Raw genomic sequence first — 19974 nt, 5'->3', positions numbered from 1 at the left:
CTTCAAAATTCTCATGAAAACCACGCGCGTTTGATCGCTTGCGGCAGGATCGGGGCCAGCGCGGCCCCTGCGGTGGTAGGCAGTCCTCGGCGCAGGGGCAGCAGGAAACTGCGCGCATGCAGGCTCAAGCCTTTGCCTGTGTAAGACAGCGCCTGACCCTGATGTCCCAACCGCAGCGCTCGGCGGGCGAGATAACGCAGATAGACGGCCTCGGACGACCGAGACGGGAACACGCCATAAGACGCAGCCGTTTTCACCGCGTAGGCCCGCCCAGCGCGCATTGCGGCCAAATCCGACGACAAGCCCTCGGCGCTGGTGCGATACCAAACTTGGAATTGATTGACCCCTTTGATGGTGAACCCTTCGCCTGCGAGGCGGATCAACAGCTCCAAGTCTTCGTTGTGCACCGTTCTCGTGTCCAACCCGCCGACAGCGTTGAAGACCTCGCGACGGATCGAAAGATTGGACATGGTGCAGACCGGGTTCTCAGCCAAAAGGTCCCGAATGGTCAGGGGTGCGTCAGAAACGGTCGAACCTGTCTGAGAATCTCCGGGCCGATCCGTGAAGAACCGGATCTGCCCAAAAACCGCATCCGTCGAGGAGGATTGGAAGGTTTCTTTTAGCTGCGCCAGCTTGTCCTTGTGCCACAGATCGTCTGCGTCGCAGAACGCTAGTATGTCACCCTTGGCCAGCTCGGCCCCATAGTTGCGGGCGGCGCTTGGGCCATCGAAGGGGCTGCTTGCGACCCGGATGCGTGGGTCTTGCGCGATGTGATCCAGCACGATGGACAGACACGCGTTTGAGGGACGGTCGCCGACGCAGATCGCCTCCCAATCCTCGAAGCTTTGTGCGCGAATGCTGGTAAGCGTGTCGGCGATAGTATCCGCATCGCTGTGAAACGGCACGATGATGGTAAAGCGGGTCATTGGAAGCCGAGCCTTTCTGTTGTTTTGTGATCCCGAGGCAGCAGCACCCAAGAGGCCGTTAGCATCACGGCAGCACTCGTAAGCAGGTACCCGGTCGCCACTGGCATCAGCCCGAAAGGCGCCATGATCGCGGTGTTGAGGATCAATGCGAAGGCCAAGGCCGCGCTGACCCATAGCTCGGCAACCGCGCGGTTCTCGGAACGCAGCCATCCGGCCACGGCTGACCAGATGACGCTGGGCAATGCGGCAAGGCACAAGACCGAGACTACCGGTGACATCTGTTGCCACTCGGCCCCTAGCAGCAGCGGCACATAGACCGGCGCAAGCGCGGCTTGCAGCAAAACCAACGGGCTTAGCACCAGGAGGGACGTGCCGAGCCCATGACGCAGCGCCTTGGTTTTATCCGGGGCTGCGCAAAGATGTGGGAAAAGAACAACTGAAAAGGCCTGCGTGAAAGATGTCGCCAAGCCGAGCCCAGCGTTGAAAGCCATGAAGTAGATGCCAAGGCTCTCGGCCCCCAGCATCGCGCCGACGACAAGCTTGTCGGCCTGGAGACGCAGAACTTTGACTATCTCGACGCCCAGAACGGCCCAGCCGAACCCAACAAAGGGGCGAAGAGCGGCAAATCCTTGTTTGGTGTCCAACGCCCAGGGACGCAGGCGGCGCATCAGGACCAGCCAGATCGGAGCAGCCAGCAAGCGGGGCAGCACCAAAGCCAGCGGCGAGGCCCAGAGCAGCGCCAGTAGCGCCGCCATGACATTCGCTCCAACCAACTGCCCTCCGGCAATGGCGGCGGTCTGCTGCAGCTTGCCCTCACGCATCGCAAGCGAGGCCTGTACTAGACCGGCGGGCATGAACAGGTACTCTCCCGCCAGAATGGCGAGCAGCAGCGCCAGCGTCTCGTGCCCTATCGCGTAGAGGAACGCAGCGATAGCCAGCTGCAGCGAAAACAGCGCCCCGCACCAGACCCAGAAGATGCGATGCGCAGTGTTGCAGCGCTGTTCCAACTCAGCCTGAGGGGCTTGGATGATCCTCTGCCCTACGCCGTTCTCGGTCAGCGCCTTGAGGATATCCCCTGCCGCAAGGGCAGCAGCAGCCAGACCGATTGCCTCGGGGCTGAGGCTGCGGGCCACGACAACAACGACCACAAGGCGCGACGCCTTTGCAGCCACTTCGGACGCCGCATAGGCCAGCAGGTGCCGCAAAAAACCGGAATGTGCCAATTGCTGATCCATGTCGCCAAATGTCCAAAAACAGTGTTGGGATCAGTTCTAATTGGCCGCGACTTCCCTGTCCCAGACGCGGGCGGACAGCCAGACGAACCATCCGGCGAGGGCCCTATCCGAATGGGATAAACGGCAATCCCGATGCCGGTCTGACGCATATCAAGACACTGCCGTAGCTGTAGATGCAGTTCAGGAGAGTTCAAAATGACACGACATTTCAAAGTTTTGGTATTAGGAGCCGTCAGCGCGATTGCTCTGTCGGGTTGCAGCAGCATGAAGACCCCGCGCAACATCGAACCCGTCGCAAAAGGCGACAGCTATCAGGCGCAGTACCGTGCCCCCTCGCGGCGCCGGGCAAATGCACCTTTGCTGCAAGCGGAACATATGAATGGACGCGCCTGTATGCCTCAGACCGGGGATCAGGGCGCAAGTGCTTTTGCCAAATGGTCACAGCCCGCGCTTAGCCCATTGTTGGGCGAGAAGCTTTCGCGCAATGACATGGTGCAGATCACCATCGACGGGGATGAGCTTCTCAGCGACACCTATGTTGTGTCCCGCGATGGCGATCTGAAGCTGCCCTACCTACCGCCGGTGCGTGCGCAGGGTCGTACGACCGAGCAGGTAGAGCGGGATGTCGCCCGCGTTCTAGTGGCGGCACAGTTCTATGACAGTACCCCGCGTGTCACGGCGCGCATCAGCGATTTCGCCTCGGTTACTGTCGGCGTGAAAGGCGCAGTGTTTGAGCCCCACTCGGTCGAGATCGGAGGCACCCCAGGCGACTCACTGGATCGAGGACGCCAGGGTGTGCTGGGCGCCTCGACCGAGGCGCGCAACCTCTCGGTCGCCATTCGCGCTGCCGGAGGTGTGCGCCCTGATGCGGATCTGTCAGCGGTCGAACTGCACCGGCAAGGCACGATCTACCGGATGGACCTACGCGGCGTGTTCGAAGGCTCAGACCCGACCGACATCATGCTGCTGACCGGGGATCAGATCGTGGTCAACAGCCGAGGGTGTTTCCAGGATGATCTTATGCGCCCCAGCCCGATCAGCCCGCCCGGCGTGACGCTTTACATGTCCAACCTCACACAACCTGCAACTGGCAACGCAGAGTCGGCTATTGGACGCGACGTGCGTGAGGTACCTTATGGCACGCGCTACCTGCAGGCGGTCGTCGATACCAATTGCGTCGGCGGAGCCAAGACGACCAACGCCAATCGCAGCGCGGTCCTGTTCACCCGCAACCCGATGACCGGGAACTCGATCGTCATTGAACGCAACATCGAAAAGCTGCTGCGACGCGGGGATCGGGATGACTATGACCCCTATGTTTTGCCGGGTGATGCGATAGCCTGCTACGACAGCAAGGTAACCGGCCTAACCGAGGTCGCCCGCGCGGTTGGCATCGTCGGCGCAGCGGCGCTGCTGGCCCCCTAAATCAATCCCGAGCGGGCGATGCTTTCGCCCGTTCCCAAACGGTAGAGATTACAGCGAGTTTGTCAGTGATGTCTTTGCGTTCCTTGGCTGCAGTCTCTACCGCAATTAACGCCTCGCGAAATTCTTCTGCGCCGAAGGTTGCCGCGCTGCCAGCCAATTTGTGACAAGCCTGAGCGATTTGGGTCAAATCTGACTGGTCAATGGCACCGGTTTCAAGCTGTTCAACGAACTCATCCCCTTCGACAATGAACTTGGCATGCAGACGGGCAAAGACTTCGGGCCCGAGGCTGTCTCTTAACTCAGCCAACGGATCAGGCTGCGCATGCCCTGAAATCTGGCCGTCGGTTCGGGTGACCACCGAAAGCGCCTTGCGCAGAGCATCAAGCGAGATTGGTTTGCCAATGAAAGCTGTCATGCCAGCGGCACGAAAGGTTTCGACCGCGTCTGGCAGGACATTGGCCGACACTGCGATAATCGGCACATCTGTCGACTGCCCCTGGCCATTGCGGATGTGGCGTGCAGCGGTTGGTCCATCCATCACCGGCATGCTGATATCCATCAGGATCGCGTCGAACCGCTGACTGCTGGCCTTTTCGACGCCGACCTGCCCATTTTCCGCTGTCGTTACACAATGACCGTCCAGCGCCAGCATGTTGCAGATGACCTCGAGGTTGATCTCATTGTCTTCGACCACCAACAAGTTCAGAGGGCGAACGGTCTCGGTATTGATCTGAGCAGCTTCTAGCAGTTGGTCGCGCGCCCACGGCTGCAACGGTATCCGCAGCCAGAAAACACTGCCTTCGCCCAATGTGCTTTCCGCCCCGACCTCACCGCCCATGGCCTGCGCGAACCTACGGGCAATTCCCAGGCCAAGCCCGGTTCCTCCGACCGTGCGACCGATAGAGGGATCGCTGGTGTAGAAGTCATCAAAAATGGCGTCGATCTCATCATCGGCGATGCCAGCCCCGGTGTCGATCACACGCACTTCGTATACATGTGCCTTACCCTGATCTTCAGGTTCACATCTTTCGACCTCAATAGAAACACGGCCATTTTCGGTAAACTTGATCGCATTACCCACGAGGTTCAGCAGAATTTGCCGCAACCTTTGCCCATCAGTCGCGACATGCGGATAGGCTCCACCCACCCATTGCCAAGAGATTGAGTTGCCGCGCGAGGCCGCATTGCCGCTTTGACCATCCACTAGGTCCTGCAGCATCGCGTTCAGGTCGGTTGGCTCGTGCGCGACTGACAGCTTGCCGGCCTCGAACCGAGCAATATCCAGCACCGCATCCACATGGTTTTGCAGAACCTGGCCCGAGATCTCCATGTTGCGGACAAACTGAGACTGCTGTTTGGTCGTGCGTGTATTCTTTAGAAGGGTGAGGTTGCCCAGCAGCCCGTTTAACGGGGTTCTGATCTCATGGCTCATTACAGTCAGAAAATCCGACTTGGCCTTTTCCCCGGCAAGGGCACGGTCGCGGGCCGAGACAAGCTCTTTCTGATCCGCAACGCTTTGTGAGATATCGCGGACGAAACCGATTACGATTTCCTCGTCTCCGGCCTGGGCGGATTGCAACGCAAGTTCGACGGGAAAGACCTCACCATTCTTGCGCATCGCCTCAAGCTGGACGCGACCTTTGCCGACGACGTGGCGGTCTCCTCCGCTCTGCATCCGCTCCATGCCTTGGTTGTGGGCCTCGCGTAGATGCGAAGGCACAATCAATTCACCGATCGAATGCCCTTTGGCCTCTGCCTCGGAATACCCGAAAATTGCTTGTGCAGCCGCGTTGAACTCCAGCACTGTGCCGGCGGCGTTCACCACGATCACGGCATCCAATGAGGTCGAAAGGATCGTATTCATGCGTTGGTTTGCCTGCTGAATCGCCTGCCCCCGCCGATCAGCTTTGCGGTTGACCACCAAGAGGTATGCGCTGACCGCAGTCAGCGTCAGAAATAACCCACCGGACAAAACGGCCAGTTGAAACAGGCTGAGCGCGGTTTCCTCACGGCGCTGATCCGACTGGCTTGCAAAGTACGAGATCGCCGAGACCGAAAGTTCGCGCACCCGCGGAGCGATCCCCTGCGCACCGTCATAGAGATTTGACAGCCCAGCAATCAGGCCTGGGTCCTCAGCGTCGATTGTAGGCACCGAGGCCTTCAGATAGGCGGAGACGTCGTTCAGAGGTTCAGCGAATTTCGGGTCACTTCGCAGCGTTTCAAACAAACGCGAGGTGTCAAGAATGTCGATACGACTATACAAAAGATCGAAACGGCGGCGGACAAGGTCCAGGTTTTCAAGACTTGGCCCTGCATCCGATACACCCGCCTCAAGCGCGTTGAGGTAGAACAGGAACTCGACCTCGACCTGCGTTAGCGTCCATTGCACGTTATCTGTCCGGGCTGACTGCCGGTCGCGCAGGTCGGATATCACCTTGACGGACAGCAATACGACCAAAGCTAGGGCACAAAGAACGGCGATGCCGATGAGCCCGAAAGCCCACCGGCGCCTCGAGTGGTTTTGGAAATTTCTTGTCAATGTCTGGCCCGTATCGCCCACTTCATGCCGTATTTTAACCCAATGCTATTTAACGATTTCCAACCTGTCGAGTTGCCAAATACTGCGAGAGTAAATCACCTCGGTCTGGTACTTGGTGTCACTGTCATAAGGATAAACAATCCATAGCGGACCTTTTTGTCGGCGGGACATCGCCTCCCCATCCATCTGATAGGCGACAATCGGGTCCTGTGCTGAGATCGACTCTACTGGGATCTCAACCGCGTAGTCATTTATCGCCGTTGCTCGGATCGTCGCGCCCTCTGCTCCGATCTGTTCCAGCAAGACAGAGAGGGGAACGCCGACAAAACTGGTCTCGCCTTCAGTCCAGATCGTCGAGGTTTCAAAGCTGCGCTGCGGTAGCGCCTGCAACATTTCCATATCGAACTGCGCTGCCCCGTCGGGTCCGGCCTTTGCGATGTTGCCTGAAATGGTCAGCACAACCTCACCTGCCGGGGTCGCCAAATCTTCGGCTTGCGCTGACGTCAGGCAAAATGTGAACACAGCTGAGAGGATCGCAAAAAACAGACGCATAATAGTCTCCATTTCTTTGGCCTTAAGAAACCAGAAAGAGGTCCGTCGCGACAGATGGGCAAGGGGATACGCACCTATCCGAACGGATAGGTGCCTCGGTCTCATGCGGCGACAGACAGGAGGTTCATGCGCTGACGCAACATGGATTTGAACCCGTCCCGCAGCTCTGCACGTTCCAATGCAAAGACGGTGGTTGCCTCAAGATATCCAGCGACCGACCCGCAATCGAAGCGCTCTCCCTCAAAGGCGAAGCCGTGGCATCCGATCTTTTCGATATCGGACGCAATCGCATCAGTCAGTTGTATTTCATTGCCCGCGCCGGGTGCCAATCCGTTTAACTGATCGAAGATCGAGGGGTGCAGCAGATACCGCCCGACGATGCCAAACTCGGACGGCGCCTCATCGGCGGAGGGTTTTTCGACCAACCCTTTCAGATGCTGCACCTGCCCAGCCCTATGCGCGATATCGACCACGCCATAGGCGCTGATCCGGTCGGATGGAACCTCTTCGGTCGCGATCATGTGTCTGCCTTCAAAGTTCTGGACCATTTGCGCCAGGACCGGGCGCTGCGCGTGGATCACATCATCCGGCAGGATCACCGCGAAGGGTTCATCACCGACAATGTCACGTGCCAGAGAGACTGCGTGGCCCAGTCCGCGTGGGCTGTCTTGTTGGATAAAACTGTATGCCTCATCCTCAAGATTCGTGCGGCGCAAACGGTTCAGCAGGGTGGTTTTGCCGCCATCCTTCAGTTTGCGCTCCAGCCCCGGGTTCCGCCCAAAATACGTCTCCAGCGCGGATTGGCCGGTTGACGTGATAAAGATGAATTCAACAATCCCGGCGGCGCGGGCCTCGTCCACTGCATATTGGATCAAGGGGCGGTCGATCAACGGCAGCATTTCCTTGGTCACCGATTTGGTGGCCGGCAGAAACCTTGTGCCCAGACCTGCGACCGGGAAAACAGCTTTGCGAATACGGGTCATTTCAATGCTCCTAGGATTGATCAGTAAGCGCCTCTGCCCGACACGACGGCACGTGCGGTCAATGCGATGAGAAATAGGTTCAGAAGGGGCGAGCGGGCGCGGACATAGGCCGTATCCAGTTCGATCATGCGGTCAAAGCCGATGCCCGCGCGGCCCGAAACCTGCCAGAGGCCAGTGATACCGGGACGCACCTGAAGGCGCTCCAGTGCTTGTTCTGGATAGGCGGCAACCTCTTCGGGTAAAGCCGGGCGCGGGCCAACCAACGACATATCCCCTTTCAGCACGTTGAAGATTTGCGGCAGTTCATCCAGCGAGCACCGGCGCAGAACTTTCCCGACACGGGTGATGCGTGGATCATTTTTAGCTTTGAAGCACACGCCTTCACGGTCCGAACGGGCGAGCAGGTCCGTACGCCGCGCTTCTGCCTCCTGCGTCATCGAGCGGAACTTGTACATCGTGAAAGGCACGCCGTTTCGACCGATCCGCGTCTGCCGAAAAAAAGCGGGGCCGCGGCTGTCCAATCGCACCAATGTGGCGATTGCGGCCATGGGCAGGGCCAGAAGAGACAGCGCGACCACCGCCAAAGTGAGGTCCAGCAGGCGACATGCTGAGACCTTGGGAACAGAATTGTGCGCAGCACGCCCAAGGAATTCGAAATTGCCCAATAGATATCTGCGGGCCATGCGACGGGGCTCCATCGCTAACCGCCATGCCCACTCCATCCGGGCGCGTCGAACGATGCGCGGTGCCCGGCGCACGTTGCCAGCCAGGAAGTCAAACAAAGCACCCACACCTAGCGCGATGCGAGGGTCTAGCCGGTGGCGGTTCTGCGTAATCCACAATTCCTGCAGCGGAACACCCATCGCGACCAACAGGATGTCGGCGCCGGACTGGTTGATATCGTCGATCAACTCATCAACCCGCGCGGCACCTTCATAACCATCGCGCGTACCAGCCACGGCCAAATCGGGGATCATATGCCGCAACCGGGCCGCCGCTGCCTGAGCTGTTCCGGGACGTCCCCCCAACAGGTAGACCGACTGCCCAAGACGCGCCGCGCGTTTCAGCAGTTTGGGCACAAAGTCCGTACCGTTCAGGTTCTCGGCCAACTGGACGCCTTGCAACTTTGCCGCGACCTCTACCCCAATCCCGTCAGGTAGGATCATATCTGCCCGGACCAATGCTGCTCGATAGGTATGGTTACGGGCCCGTGTGTTTGCGCAATGTGCATTTAGGAAAAAGACCGTCCGGCGGGTTCCATCCAGCAGTTTTGAGATCACCTGCCCGGATTGGGCATTCACAACTGGCAAACCCAAAATCTCGGTCTCTTCCAGATTTGGTGTGGGTGTCGGCTGCGCGCCTTTGTACATATCTTGGACTGACAGGAACTGCATGGAACTCTCCGATCAACGATGACAATCTGTGGTTTCAGACTGCCAACGTGATCCTGCAACCGATAGGCGAGCATCCGGAGAGGGATCGGAGAATAGGTCTATTCAAACGACCCCGCAGCACATAGCGTGGTGGAAACGGCCCGCTGACCTATCCGATTGGATATTCACCTGTCCGTCAGGCAGGCTTCATGCCATGTGTTCAATGATTTATTAACGCATTTGGGTGTGGTTGGGGGCAGACGGAGATTTGAGATGAAAGTTCTTATTGCTGACGACCATGAGCTTATTTTGGACACGCTCGTTGCCTTCATAGATGCCGCGGGCGGGATCGAGGTTGAGACCGCGCCGGATTTCCCAGCCGCGAAGACTCTGATCGAGAACGACGGAGCCTTTGATCTGGTCCTTTTGGACCTGAACATGCCCGGCATGAACGGGTTGGCCGGACTTGAAACCTGCATCGCTTTGGACGGTGCCCAGCATGTGGCCTTGTTTACCGGCGACACCTCGCGCGATCTGGCGCAACGCGCGTTGGAGCTTGGGGCGGCCGGTTTCGTCCCCAAGACTCTACCGGCCAAATCCCTGGTCAATGCGATCCGCTTCATGGCGATGGGCGAGCAATACCTTCCTGCGGGTTTCATGAACGCGGAGCAGCCGGAAGACTCCCACCCCATGGCTCAAAAACTCACAAAGCGAGAGCGGCAAGTTCTCAAAGGGCTGACTGAGGGCAAATCCAACAAGGAAATCGCCCGCGATCTGGATCTGTCAGAGCCGACGATCAAACTGCATATGAAGACTTTGTACCGCAAAGTTGGTGTCAGCAATCGAACCCAGGCCGCCTTAGCTGCGCGCGAGGCGGGGTTGTTCTAAGCGTCACTATCCAAAGGGATAGGGGGCGCTCCCAATCCCCTCGGCCCCTAGCCTGCTGAGCGAATGATCAGCGATCAGATGCGGTGTATCACCCTTGCAAGAAAGGGTTTTTCCATGCCGCAACAGATTTCGAACTGCTCTGATTCCACGCGCGACATGCAATTTCTGCATTGGGTCCGCATTTCCCGATCCAATTTCAGATCGCTCGGGTGGCGTCGCATCTTAAAGGGAGGGCGCCTCAGCGATGCAGGCCGCCTGCCCCGTTACGTGGCATTATACCTTCTTGGGGCGAGTTGCATCTGGGCCCCGATCAGCGGCTATTTGGCGACCGCGCCTGTCAAATACACCTCCCACGCATCATTGATCCTGCCAGGATCTGGCGCTTCCGCATCGGTGAACCTGGCCAATATCGGTCAGGCATCCTCATACGCGAACTCTGCCTTTGCCAACGGTTCGATCAGCCCGACCGAGACGTATAAACGTTTGTTGTCGGCCGATCGCATCCTCGATGCGGCAACCAAGGCGGTAGAGGCTGACCGAGATGGGTTTGGCAAGCCGCGGGTTCAACTGGTCGATCAAACCAGCCTGATCCATATCGAGCTTCAAGCGGCCTCTCCGGCTGACGCTCAGCAATATGGTGACGCCCTAGTGGCGGCTTTTTTCGCCGAAATTGACGCTCTGCGCGCCGATGAAATTGCCACCCGTGAGGCCAGCAATACGGGCGCGATCGAAGACTACACGCGCGCAATTCAGGCCACACGGGCCGAAATCAAACAGCTGCAGTCGCAAAGCGGCCTAGTATCAGTCGCGCAATACCAAGAGCAGGTCGCTGCAAATGACCGTGCAAAGCAGGAGTTGCGTACGCAGGAGAGCGAGCTGGCACGCCAATCGGAACGTGTCGCCGCGCTTCAAGTCGCGTTGGATCTGCCCTCTGATGCAGCGGCGGCAACGCTGAAACTCTATGCTGATGCGCAGTACCTATCGTTGCTTGAGGACGTGTCGGCGGGGGCTGCAAAGCTGGCGCAAGCTGACGCGACCTATGGATCGCGCCATCCGATCTACGTGAATGCCCAAAACGACTATGAAGGGGCGCGTTCGGTTGCGTTACAACGCGCGTCGCAGGTGACCGGCTTGACGGCCGAGCAGCTCGGTGGACTGGATCGCGCGCCGGAAGGGCAACGGGCGCAGTTGCTCAGCGAGTTGGTGCGCGAGGATGCCTTGCGTGCGGGATTGGAAGAACATGTCGCGACGCTGCGCACACAAGTTCGTCTGGAAACTCTGCGCTTGTCAGACCTCGCCCCCATCGCCGCTGAATTGGAGGACCGGCAGAGAGATTTCGCCGTGGCAGAAGCCGTGTTCGCCTCTGCCATCGCTCGGTCCGAGTCGAAAAAGACCGATGTCTATGCCTCCTATCCCTTGATCCAAGTGCTGGAGAACCCGTCTCTGCCGACCCACCAGTCTTCGCCGAACAAGAAAATCTCGATTGCCGCCGGGATCGCTGCAAGCCTTATGCTGCTGATGGGTTTGGTGCTTGCCTGGATCCGAAACCCGCTGATCTCAAAGCTGCTAAAAGACCAGAAAGAGGCCGCAGGATGACGCATGTGGCCCCTCAAACCCCGGCCGAAAAGATCGTCTGGTACACGCTGGTCTGGACGTGGCCGTTCTACGGGCTTGGCGCGCTCTATGTTGTCGGTCCGATGCTAGGTTGGATGTTGGCTGCGATGGCCGGGTTGTCACTTTACCTCGGCCCGGCGATCCGTTCGGATATGCGCGCAACCGGCCCCGTCCCCGCCTTGGTCTGGGTCTGGAGCGTTGGCATGCTAGCGATGCTGGTCTCACTTTGGGCAGGCCACGCGGATTGGAATCTCGGCACCACCAAAACGATCAAATCGAGCATCGGTTGGGCCAAGGGTTGGGCACTGATCCCGTTGTTTATCCTTGCCGGATCAGTCTTGCCCATCCGACGCGAGGTGCTAGTCAGAGGACAATGCGTGTTGGGCCTTTGGACCTTGTGCCTTCTGCCGTTGTTAATTCTCGCCCCCTATGCCGGTCTGCCACATCTGCTGTTTACGTCTCCGTTGAAAGCAGTGGGCGGCCCGGGGCCTGAGTATTTCTCGGTCTACCTATATACAATCGACCCCGCCAGCGGCACGCCGCGTTGGCAGTTCTTTGCGCCTTGGTCGCCATTCGCGGCCTTGCTGGGCGTCTGCATGGTCTTGTTTGCTCTCGAAGAAAAGCACCGCAGCTGGAAGGTTATCAGCTTAGCTGCCGGAGTTCTGATGATCCTTATGTCCAAGTCCCGAATGGGTATGGTTGGATTGGTGATCTGCTCGCTGTCACCCCGCCTATTGCCACTTGTCGCCCGCAGCTTGGGGTGGATTTTAATGTCTGCAGTCACCACCACCGTAGCCGTTTGGGGCGCCGCCTTTGTCGAGTTCGGCAACCGAGCCCTCTACAGCTTCAAATCCGCGCGCGCCGACAGTACCCGCGTACGCGAAACGCTGCAGCGCATCGCATATGAACGATGGCAATCAGACGCGATGGTTTTCGGGCACGGCACGGTCAGACCAGGAGCGCATCTTGTTGAGTACATGCCGATCGGCAGCCATCACACCTGGTACGGATTGCTATTCGTGAAAGGGCTGACCGGATTTGCCGCGTTTCTCGTTCCTTTCCTCGGTCATTTAGCAATCGTCACCCTGGACGCCATAAAGTCGGAACGCGGGAGACTGCCGCTCGGGCTGTTGCTCACAGTTTTCCTGCTGACCTTTGGAGAGAACGTTGAAATCCAAACCTACTTGCTCTGGCCGACCTTACTGATGCTCGGATTGCATTTGCGAGAGGTCAAATCAGTGTGTCTGGGAAGCTGATACGCCGCTAGGATTGTTGCGATACCAGCGTAGTTTCAGACGTCATTCTTTTGGGTTGGTTCAATTGCCACTCTCGAGAACGAATGGTAGATATTTTCAGGTGAAGACTTTCATGTTTTTACGGTGAACTTGCTGTCGATCTGAAATCTGCGCCTCCAAGTTCATCAACGACAGTTTGGTTCTTCAGCCAACTACTGAGATCGGATATCTGGTAGTCCGCTTTGGGCTCGGTGCTGTCGTTCGCTGTGATCTGTCCGAGGGACTGCTCTGCGGACAAAGCTGCCATTCATTACGACGCACCGGATGACGGCAACACCACTCAAACCGGACATTCGCCACAAATGAATTCCAACGGAGTGTACGTTAGGTCAATCGGTCGGGCACCTGCGCCGCATTACTCCATTGCCGGGGCGACTGGCCGTAAATCCGCTTGAACTCGCGGCTGAATTGAGACGAGCTTTGATAGCCGACATCCCAGGCTGCCTCCGACACGGTCTTTCCTGCTGCGATCTTCATGGCGGCGTGGTTCAGCCGCATGGATTTAACAAACTGAATCGGAGACATCGTCGTGGCTTCCTTGAACCGCCGGTGGAATACCGCACGGCTCATGCCAACGTGGTCGGCCATATCGTCGATGGTGACCTGTTCGTTTAGGTTGTTCGAGAGGTAGTCGATGGTGCGCGCGATCTCGTTGCCCACGCCAAAGGCCCGCATTGCGGCTGGCCCGGCCTCGCCCATGAGCACCGCGTAACACAATTCGCGCAATCGTCCCGATCCGAGAACCTCCAAATTAACTGGATTGTCGAGCAACTCGAGAAGCCGCAACAGCGCCTGCGTAAAACCAAAATCCCAAGAAGCTAACTCCAAAGCTGACGGCGCGCTGCCCCGGGGCTGCCTATTGCCACCGGCGGCGGTCTCGATATCCATAGTGAGCTCGCGCATCGTCCGTGGTTCCAGCGCAATCGCCACGCCAAGCAGAGGATCTTCTTTGGAAGCCAATGGCGTGCCTGCCTCCACCGGTAAAGTCATTGGGCACAGCAGATATTTGCTGCTGCCATAGACGTGGTGCTCACCGTCCAGAACAGCTTCCTTTGTGCCGCTGAGGATTGCCACCACCGTGGGCTCGTAGACAGCAGGCACGCAGGGCATGGCCTCGGTCACCCGGAAAAGCTGGACGCCCTTCAACGCGGTATCGACAAGGCCTGCCTCGGGAAGATGGCGCTCGATAAGGTTTTTGATCTGGTCTTTGCTCATGCAATCTAGTTGGCAGAGGGCTTTCATCTTTGCAACGGGGTTGAGACGATTGGGCAAGTAATCGAGAGGATATCGCCTGTTTGAACGTCCAGCCAGGTTCTATCTGTGCCCTCAAGCAACAACACCCCACATCGCCAGTTTGGAACGGCAGGAGACAGAAAATGGCAGATACGACATTTGGATCCAAAGGTTGGACACCCGAGCGTCTCAGCGACCAGCCAGGCAAGACCTACATCATCACCGGCGCCAACGCGGGCGTAGGCTTTCAGGCCGCGCGCATTCTTCTGAAGAAAAACGCCAAGGTGGTTATGCTGAACCGCTCCGCCGAGAAATCCGAGGCGGCAATCGCTGACCTGAAACAGGAATTCGGCGCGAAAGCAGATGTGAGCTTTTTCCGGATGGACTTGTCCGTTCTGGACAGCGTGCGCGACGCCGCCGCAGAAGTTCTGAAGACGGTGCCTCAGATCGACGCACTGATTAACAACGCGGCCGTCGCGCAGGTGCCGACACGCAAGCTGACCGTCGACGGGTTCGAAAGCCAACTTGGCACCAACCACTACGGGCACTTTCTACTCAATGGCCTGCTCTTCGATCGCATCGCCGAAAGCAAAGGCCGGATCGTAGTCGTCGCCAGCCTCGGCTACAACATGGGTCTCAAAACCATCAAGTTCGACGACATGAACTGGGACGAGAGCTACGGTGCGAACACCGCCTATTCGCAAAGCAAGCTGGCGCAGATGATGTTCGCCTACGAACTGCAGGACCGTTTGGCCGCGGCAGGGCGGAAGGAAGTAGAGGTCTTCGTCTGTCATCCGGGCTCGTCCGCCACGTCCCTGATCACAACAAGTGGCAGTCGTACAATGCGTTTCATCTGGTGGCTGATGACCAAGACGCCGATGGTCCAGACTGCGGAACAAGGTTCATACCCTGAGGTAATGTGCGCAACAGAAGCGGCCCTGACCGAGCAACGCGCCCTCTACGGTCCTACGGGCAGCATGGAAGCGGTCGGCCCAGTCGGCAAAGGCACACTTAACGCTCACGCCTACGACAAAGCTGCTATGTCGAGGCTCTGGGATGAGTCTGAAAAAGCTGTCGAGTTCGAATGGAAACTCTGACCAATTGATAGAAGCTGGTTACTAGCGCAGCAGTCCAGAAAGCAGACATTGGTGCGCTGTGCAGCATCTGGGAAGTTTGGGCTCTCAGCGGAAGATTAAAGGGTGATTTCAAATGTCTGCTTGGGAGCGGCGAGCGGACGATCCCGCCCGCCTAAATAGTTAAAGATCGATACGTTCGGCAATACTAAGTGCGTCTTCAAGCTCGACGCCAAGGTATCGCACCGTACTGTCCACTTTGCTGTGACCGAGCAGAAGTTGAACGGCACGTAGGTTTCCGGTCTTTCTGTATATCAAAGCCGCTTTGGTTCGCCTACGCGAATGCGTGCCGTAGCTGGACGGATCGAGACCAATCGCTGACACCCATTCCCAGACAAGCCTAGCGTATTGCCGGGTCGAAAGATGCGGCAAAGCATGCATACGACTTGGAAACAGATACGGTTGTCCATGCATGTATTGAGAAGAGACCCACTGCGACAGGACTTCACGTGTATTCTCCGTCACTTCAAATTGCACTGGCTTCGCAGTTTTGCGTTGAACAACGGATACCCGATCGCGAACAGAATTGCCGACGGCGAGATCGTTAACCCTCAGGCGGACGAGATCGCACCCGCGCAACTTGCTATCGATGGCTAGATTGAACAATGCTAGGTCTCTCAGCTTGTTTGCAAGTTCGAGCCGAGCGCGAATGGCCCAGACTTGCTTTGACTGCAATGGCCGCTTCTGTCCGACTAGTCTGCCTTTGTTCCAAGGCGGACGACGCGTTGTGACAACGGGAAGTAGAGATTTGGACATCTTATATCTCCGTCCATTCCCGTCCGTCCCAAACATCGACACAGTGCCAACAGCTGCAGTCTAGTTGCCGCTCGCGTGCCTTCAGCACAGGAAATTCTCAGGTTTCAGGAACTGCCACCGCTGATCTTCTTTCCCATCACATCCGCTGCCTGCCGCAACGGGTCATCTGCGAGGTGCGCGTAGCGTTGCGTGGTAGACGGGTTCGTGTGTCCAAGCAATCGACCGACTATGGGCAGACTCAGACCGCTGGAAACGAGATGCGACGCATGCGTATGCCGATTGTCGTGGATGCGGTAGTCTTGAAGACCTGCTGACGTGGTGACCGAGCTCCAAAACTTCTTCAGATCTTTGTACGGTTGGCCTGGAGAGCGTCCCGGAAACAACCAGCGACTTTCTGGAGATGCCCCTGCTTTCATTGCCGCAAGCAAATCACAGGTTGCTGACGAAATCGGCAGGTGCTCTCGTCGCTTTTGCTTTGTGTGGTGCGACGGCTTTGTCCAGACCGCGCGGTCCAAATCGAAGTCTTCCCATTTTGCCTTCAGCACTTCGCCGATCCGTGCACCTGTCAGGAGCTGCAGGCGAATAGCGTTCGCTGCAACCTGATTTGGATGCTCTGACAGAGCCTCCAAAAGTCTTTGCAGCTCACCGTCTGACAACCAGCGGTCCCGCTTTTCCTCAGGGAACTTTTCTATGCCGCGCGCAGGATTGTCAGAACGCTGACCCCAGCGCACAGACAGTTCAAACATTTTCGACATGAGGGCCAGAGTGCGATTGGCTTGATAGGGCGTATCACGCATTTGATTGTGAAGCTTCTGAACATGCTGATGCGTCACTTCAGTGACTTTAAGATCCCCAAGCTTGGGGAGAATGTATCTGTCCAGCATTGACCGATCATTCCGAACGCTACCGGGACGTTTCTTCGGTTCCGCATGTTCGGTCATGTATTGCGTGGCAAGTGAGTTCACCGTTGGTGAATGCCTTAGGCTTTGAGCATCGGCGACAGGATCTGCGCCACGTACCACGTCAGCAAGAAGCGCGCGTGCTATTTCGCGGGCGGCGCCTAAAGACAAGGTCGGCCCATATCGCCCAAGTGTCTTGCGTTTCGACCGACCGGTTTGTTTGTTGCGGTATTGAACTAAGAAGCTTTTGACGCCGGTCGTTTTCACGCGGAGTCCAAAACCCGGCAGACCGTCGTCCCAATAGATCGTGTCCCGGTTTGTTGCTGAAAGGCGATCGACACTTGATTTTGTTAATCTGACGTTGGGCATTTTGGTCTCGGACGGATTGGGTAAGCACAAGGTAAGCAAAGTGCGGAGAGTTGGGAAGGGTCTTATAGAAACCTCTGCACGCTAAAGCTTCTGTTATTTAAGAGAATATACTGCCCAATCGAAGTGGCTATAATGCTATCGAAAATATGGTGATAAGATTTGTAATCAGTAGGTCCGCGGTTCGAGTCCGTGTGGGGGCACCACTTTCATGCAAGAACAGTATGTTGCCCTGCTCAAATGGTCGGCCCACACCAACCTTTGGGAACAAAGGTCAAGAGTAATTGGTGACAACAAAGCTCTGCGCGTTCGAAAAATCTGAAAACTCTGTGCGCTGTGTGAACAACATTACTGAACGCAAAATCGAAAGCCGCCATAGTCAACACTGTAACGAGTTAGCGTTCATGGTGTGTTTCGAACGCGAGATCGGTTTCTCCTCCCTGAGATAGGGGCGCGCTTTGTTTCCGGCGTGCCCCGTCTTCTTTTTGGCTCGATGTCACGCTTACCGACCCAACTCGGGCTTGCGTAGAACCCGCGCGGTACGACTTTGTCAAACGCTCTCACCGTCCTACAATTTGGGTGTGAACAAACGAAGCGAATGGCCATGCTGGAAGACAAGCGCAAAGATCTTGATTCGGAGAAGCAGAAACAACTCCTACGGAAGTTGGTTGAAGATCTGAGTAAACAGCAGATCGACCTTTACTATCAGCCCACGAGCGAAATCGCCGCGTTTCTTGAGAAAAAGATCGAAAGCGGTGAGTCTCTTCTGGCAGAAGACAGGGCGCTTCTGCGTCGGTTGAGCCGCCGCGATATCGAAGTGCTTCTCAGTCTACACTGATAGATTTGCCAAAATTTTCTGCTAGAGAAAGTGGTGGGCGACCCTGGAATCGAACCAGGCGTGCGTCTCCGCGAGGGAGTTACAGTCCCCTGCCACACCTTGCGGCCTGTCGCCCACTGTCAGGCGTTGCACCTGACGTGGAGGCGTGATTACTAGCGCACCAAAGGAGCGTCAACAGGAAAATACCGCTTTGACGCAGGAAATCGAACGCCCGGCCCGGAGGCCAATAAAATGAAGAAACCCAAGTGGGTCGTGGAAAAGGAACAGGCGCGCAAAGCAGCCGCTTCGGAAACGGTTTGGCTGTTTGGTCTGCACGCCGTGCGCGATGCGTTGATGAACCCGAAACGGCAGAAATTGCGCCTGATTGTGACCCGAAACGCCCGTGACAAACTGGCAGAAGCCATTGATTTTGCGGGCACCGAGGCCGAGATGGTCGATCCAAGAAAGTTCAACGCTCCGATTGATCAGGGATCAGTCCATCAGGGTGCCGCCCTTGAGGTCAAGCCGCTGGAATGGGGCGGGTTGACCGAAAACTGTATCGGGCGCGAACACCCTCGCGTGATTTTGCTGGATCGGGTGACAGACCCGCACAATGTCGGGGCGATTCTGCGCTCGGCCGAGGTGCTGGGCGCCAGTGCTGTGATCGGGACTCGGCACCATTCCGCGCCTGAGACTGGGGCGCTGGCCAAAACCGCGAGCGGCGCTTTGGAGCGTCAGCCCTATTTGCGAGTCCGCAATCTGGCCGACGCGATTGTCGAGTTGCAGGGCATGGGCTTTCTGGTGCTGGGTCTCGATGGTGAGGCCGAAGATACGATCGAGGCCGCCATAGGGGATCAACGTGATCGTCCAGTGGCGCTGGTGCTGGGTGCAGAAGGCCCTGGATTGCGGCAAAAGACCAAGGAAACCGTGGACAAACTGGTGAAAATTGACGCAGCCGGTGGTTTTGGATCTTTGAACGTCTCAAATGCGGCGGCGATCGCCCTATATGCCTCACGGTATACAGGATAGGAGCGCGTCATTTCTGGCCCATCGAAAATCGCCACCTGCTGCTATTGCGGGACCCGAGCGGCGCTTGTCCTGAAGGGAAAGCAGCGGCATGAGCTGAGCTGCTCCAGCTGCGGCGCGCCGTTGCATGACCTCAAGATGTTGCCCAAGCGCAAGGTGACCGAAAGCGTGCCTAGGAAACATGCGGTAACTCATGCCGCGCCGCCGAAATCCAAGCGTAAGAAAAAGAAGAAAACCTTGTTTTCGCGCGTGATGGATGAGGCCTGGGATGTGATCGAGGATATCTTCGACTGATCCTCACGCCTTGGAATGATCACAACCGCGTCATCTGGGGTGTCTCGCCGCGCAAAACGTTGCAGATTGAGATGCTGAGTCCATGATTCCGTTGTAACTATGCCAATCCGCCACGCTCTCATTGGCGCGCTAAGCGCCACTCTTCTCGCTTCTGCCGCTATTGCGCAGCCCATGCCCGTGTATTTCGCGCCTGAGGGGGCTGCGATGGCGGGATACGATCCAGTGTCATATTTTCAGGGTGACATACCCGTGCAGGGCCGCCCCGAGATTTCAGTGACGTGGAAGGGAGCCGAATGGCATTTCGCCTCTCTCGAAAATCGCGCGTTGTTTGAGGCGAATCCGCGCGCCTTTGCCCCTCAATTCGGGGGGTATTGTTCCTATGCGATGGCCCAAGGCATTCTTAAGGGAACCGATCCGGGGGCCTGGCAGGTGGTAGATGGGCGCCTCTACTTGACGTTTTCGCCTGAAATTGAGCGGAAATGGCGTGAGGATCAGTTGGAATACATCCATCAGGCCGAAGGGAACTGGCCTGAGATTCTGTATCGAGAATAGGCAACCTTCCGCCGTTTGTGAAAAGTCATCACAAAAATGCGCACGCCCTCTTTTTTTTAACCAAAACA

18 protein-coding genes and 1 tRNA gene are annotated in these 19974 nt (G+C 57.3%); 9 read left to right on the top strand and 10 right to left on the bottom strand.

Annotation, left to right across the window (positions count from 1 at the left end):
- Window positions 1-11: 11 nt before the first annotated feature.
- Together ACR0B5_RS01495 and ACR0B5_RS01490 are read right to left on the bottom strand one after the other, a co-directional pair.
- Window positions 12-926 (bottom strand): glycosyltransferase family 2 protein, encoded by a 915-nt coding sequence (locus ACR0B5_RS01495; protein ID WP_480537925.1) that lies wholly within the window; start codon window positions 924-926, stop codon window positions 12-14.
- Window positions 923-2161: an oligosaccharide flippase family protein gene (locus ACR0B5_RS01490; protein ID WP_480537923.1), complete on the bottom strand. Its 1239-nt coding sequence runs from the start codon at window positions 2159-2161 to the stop codon at window positions 923-925. The genes ACR0B5_RS01495 and ACR0B5_RS01490 overlap by 4 nt, the downstream gene beginning before the upstream one ends.
- A 195-nt stretch (window positions 2162-2356) precedes the next feature.
- Here ACR0B5_RS01490 and ACR0B5_RS01485 point away from each other — a divergent pair, with 195 nt between their 5' ends.
- Window positions 2357-3586: a polysaccharide biosynthesis/export family protein gene (locus ACR0B5_RS01485; RefSeq protein WP_170723054.1), complete on the top strand. Its 1230-nt coding sequence runs from the start codon at window positions 2357-2359 to the stop codon at window positions 3584-3586.
- Window position 3587: 1 nt separating this feature from the next.
- Here the strand turns inward: ACR0B5_RS01485 and ACR0B5_RS01480 are convergent, their stop codons facing one another.
- The 4 genes from ACR0B5_RS01480 to ACR0B5_RS01465 form a co-directional block, all read right to left on the bottom strand.
- On the bottom strand, window positions 3588-5975 hold the full coding sequence (locus ACR0B5_RS01480) for an ATP-binding protein (RefSeq protein ID WP_480537921.1): 2388 nt from the start codon (window positions 5973-5975) through the stop codon (window positions 3588-3590).
- Window positions 5976-6170: 195 nt separating this feature from the next.
- The gene (locus ACR0B5_RS01475) at window positions 6171-6677 is read right to left on the bottom strand and encodes a putative pterin-binding protein (RefSeq protein ID WP_170663342.1); all 507 of its coding nucleotides are present in this window, start codon (window positions 6675-6677) and stop codon (window positions 6171-6173) included.
- A gap of 101 nt (window positions 6678-6778) precedes the next feature.
- Window positions 6779-7660, bottom strand: coding sequence for a UTP--glucose-1-phosphate uridylyltransferase (locus tag ACR0B5_RS01470; RefSeq protein ID WP_480537919.1), 882 nt, complete (start codon window positions 7658-7660; stop codon window positions 6779-6781).
- 20 nt (window positions 7661-7680) lie between these two features.
- Window positions 7681-9054, bottom strand: a complete 1374-nt coding sequence (locus ACR0B5_RS01465; protein WP_480537917.1) for a WecB/TagA/CpsF family glycosyltransferase — start codon at window positions 9052-9054, stop codon at window positions 7681-7683.
- 252 nt (window positions 9055-9306) lie between these two features.
- Between ACR0B5_RS01465 and ACR0B5_RS01460 the strand changes: the two genes are divergently transcribed.
- The 3 genes from ACR0B5_RS01460 (at window position 9307) to ACR0B5_RS01450 (ending at window position 12791) form a co-directional block, all read left to right on the top strand.
- Window positions 9307-9921, top strand: a complete 615-nt coding sequence (locus ACR0B5_RS01460; RefSeq protein ID WP_170768777.1) for a response regulator transcription factor — start codon at window positions 9307-9309, stop codon at window positions 9919-9921.
- A gap of 360 nt (window positions 9922-10281) precedes the next feature.
- Window positions 10282-11517: a GumC domain-containing protein gene (locus ACR0B5_RS01455; RefSeq protein WP_480537914.1), complete on the top strand. Its 1236-nt coding sequence runs from the start codon at window positions 10282-10284 to the stop codon at window positions 11515-11517.
- Complete coding sequence (locus ACR0B5_RS01450) at window positions 11514-12791, top strand: O-antigen ligase domain-containing protein (protein ID WP_480537912.1); 1278 nt, start codon at window positions 11514-11516, stop codon at window positions 12789-12791. The genes ACR0B5_RS01455 and ACR0B5_RS01450 overlap by 4 nt, the downstream gene beginning before the upstream one ends.
- Window positions 12792-13154: 363 nt before the next feature.
- On the opposite strand, the gene ACR0B5_RS01445 is transcribed toward ACR0B5_RS01450, so the two are convergent.
- Window positions 13155-14045: an AraC family transcriptional regulator gene (locus tag ACR0B5_RS01445; protein ID WP_480537910.1), complete on the bottom strand. Its 891-nt coding sequence runs from the start codon at window positions 14043-14045 to the stop codon at window positions 13155-13157.
- A gap of 161 nt (window positions 14046-14206) precedes the next feature.
- Here ACR0B5_RS01445 and ACR0B5_RS01440 point away from each other — a divergent pair, with 161 nt between their 5' ends.
- Window positions 14207-15160, top strand: coding sequence for an SDR family oxidoreductase (locus ACR0B5_RS01440; protein ID WP_480537908.1), 954 nt, complete (start codon window positions 14207-14209; stop codon window positions 15158-15160).
- A 159-nt stretch (window positions 15161-15319) separates the two neighbouring features.
- On the opposite strand, the gene ACR0B5_RS01435 is transcribed toward ACR0B5_RS01440, so the two are convergent.
- Both ACR0B5_RS01435 and ACR0B5_RS01430 read right to left on the bottom strand, forming a co-directional pair.
- Window positions 15320-15952: a tyrosine-type recombinase/integrase gene (locus tag ACR0B5_RS01435; RefSeq protein ID WP_480537906.1), complete on the bottom strand. Its 633-nt coding sequence runs from the start codon at window positions 15950-15952 to the stop codon at window positions 15320-15322.
- A 104-nt stretch (window positions 15953-16056) separates the two neighbouring features.
- Window positions 16057-17220, bottom strand: coding sequence for a tyrosine-type recombinase/integrase (locus ACR0B5_RS01430; protein ID WP_480537904.1), 1164 nt, complete (start codon window positions 17218-17220; stop codon window positions 16057-16059).
- Window positions 17221-17821: 601 nt separating this feature from the next.
- Here ACR0B5_RS01430 and ACR0B5_RS01425 point away from each other — a divergent pair.
- The gene (locus tag ACR0B5_RS01425) at window positions 17822-18055 is read left to right on the top strand and encodes a hypothetical protein (protein ID WP_480537902.1); all 234 of its coding nucleotides are present in this window, start codon (window positions 17822-17824) and stop codon (window positions 18053-18055) included.
- 31 nt (window positions 18056-18086) lie between these two features.
- On the opposite strand, the gene ACR0B5_RS01420 is transcribed toward ACR0B5_RS01425, so the two are convergent.
- Window positions 18087-18170, bottom strand: a tRNA-Tyr gene (locus ACR0B5_RS01420).
- A 116-nt stretch (window positions 18171-18286) separates the two neighbouring features.
- Between ACR0B5_RS01420 and rlmB the strand changes: the two genes are divergently transcribed.
- The 3 genes from rlmB to ACR0B5_RS01405 all read left to right on the top strand — a co-directional run bounded on the left by rlmB (window position 18287) and on the right by ACR0B5_RS01405 (window position 19906).
- Window positions 18287-19063, top strand: a complete 777-nt coding sequence (gene rlmB / locus ACR0B5_RS01415) for a 23S rRNA (guanosine(2251)-2'-O)-methyltransferase RlmB (RefSeq protein ID WP_170374935.1) — start codon at window positions 18287-18289, stop codon at window positions 19061-19063.
- Between the two features lie 9 nt (window positions 19064-19072).
- The gene (locus ACR0B5_RS01410) at window positions 19073-19354 is read left to right on the top strand and encodes a hypothetical protein (RefSeq protein WP_475217007.1); all 282 of its coding nucleotides are present in this window, start codon (window positions 19073-19075) and stop codon (window positions 19352-19354) included.
- Window positions 19355-19525: 171 nt separating this feature from the next.
- Window positions 19526-19906, top strand: coding sequence for a YHS domain-containing (seleno)protein (locus tag ACR0B5_RS01405; RefSeq protein ID WP_480537901.1), 381 nt, complete (start codon window positions 19526-19528; stop codon window positions 19904-19906).
- Window positions 19907-19974 lie beyond the last annotated feature (68 nt).

Source organism: Ruegeria sp. AG1, assembly GCF_056541705.1.
The sequence above is the reverse complement of the archived record's forward strand: the minus strand, read 5'-3'. Positions and strand labels throughout refer to the sequence as shown.